This window comes from Clostridium coskatii, assembly GCF_001675205.1.
Classification (GTDB): domain Bacteria; phylum Bacillota; class Clostridia; order Clostridiales; family Clostridiaceae; genus Clostridium_B; species Clostridium_B ljungdahlii.
In genome coordinates this window covers 1-1,006 of the sequence record NZ_LROR01000110.1, presented here as the reverse complement: position 1 = coordinate 1,006, position 1,006 = coordinate 1, and the positions used below count along the sequence as shown (strand labels likewise).

2 tRNA genes and 2 rRNA genes are annotated in these 1,006 nt (G+C 38.6%); all 4 read right to left on the bottom strand.

Features of this window, described 5'->3' with window-relative positions:
* Nucleotides 1-146: ribosomal RNA gene (locus CLCOS_RS21200) — 23S ribosomal RNA — on the bottom strand; the annotation flags it as partial.
* Between the two features lie 316 nt (nucleotides 147-462).
* Nucleotides 463-539, bottom strand: a tRNA-Ile gene (locus tag CLCOS_RS21195).
* A gap of 4 nt (nucleotides 540-543) precedes the next feature.
* A tRNA-Ala gene (locus tag CLCOS_RS21190) sits at nucleotides 544-619 on the bottom strand.
* 281 nt (nucleotides 620-900) lie between these two features.
* Nucleotides 901-1,006: ribosomal RNA gene (locus tag CLCOS_RS21185) — 16S ribosomal RNA — on the bottom strand; the annotation flags it as partial.

Below are 1,006 nucleotides of genomic sequence, written 5' to 3'. Positions count from 1 at the left end.
CCTAGCGTTATCTAGGTGGGTTTCCCCATTCGGATATCTCTGGTTCTCTGGCTATTTGCGCCTACCCAGAGCTTTTCGCAGCTTATCGCGTCCTTCTTAGGCTCCTGGTGCCAAGGCATCCTCCATGCGCCCTTTGTAGCTTGACCTTTATTATCGAAAATTGCTATTAGCAATTTTCTTTGTATCATCTTAAATCTTTAAAATGATATTAAAGTTTATTCTACAAAGGCTATATTATAACCTTAGCTTTACTTTCAAAAACTGCTATTAACTTCGCATATCTTCGTCAAAATCATTCGCTGCGGTACTCATTTACATAAGCAAACTCTGTTCCTCGCTCATGTTTTTCCTCGATCTGCTCGTTACTATCAATTTTTTTATTTCTTATTTACTGTGCAATTTTCAAAGGACAATTTTTCAATTTACATTATAAATTGAAAATGGTTTTCTAATGAAAACCTTTGGTGGGCTTAAATGGACTCGAACCATCGACCTCACGCTTATCAGGCGTGCGCTCTAACCAGCTGAGCTATAAGCCCTAAATGGTGGAGATAAAGAGATTCGAACTCTTGACCCTCTGCGTGCAAGGCAGATGCTCTCCCAGCTGAGCTATACCCCCAAAATATTTTTATTCTATTTTTAAAAAATTGCTATTAACTTCACAATACTGCGTCAAAACTTTCATTCCGGTGCTCATTTACATAAGTAAACTCCGCTCTTCATTCAAGTTTTTCCTTGTCTTGCTCGTTACTATCAATTTTTATCATCATACCACTTAAATTCAAAAGTGATACTGTGAAGAATCTATCTGATCCTTCAAAATTAAACAGAGTAGATTTTCTAACTTACTTAAACCATCAATTTATAAGATAGATTTTTCTCTATCTTTCGACTCCCTAGAAAGGAGGTGATCCAGCCGCAGGTTCTCCTACGGCTACCTTGTTACGACTTCACCCCAATTACTAACCCCACCTTCGGCCGCGTCCTCTTTCGTTAGACTACGGAC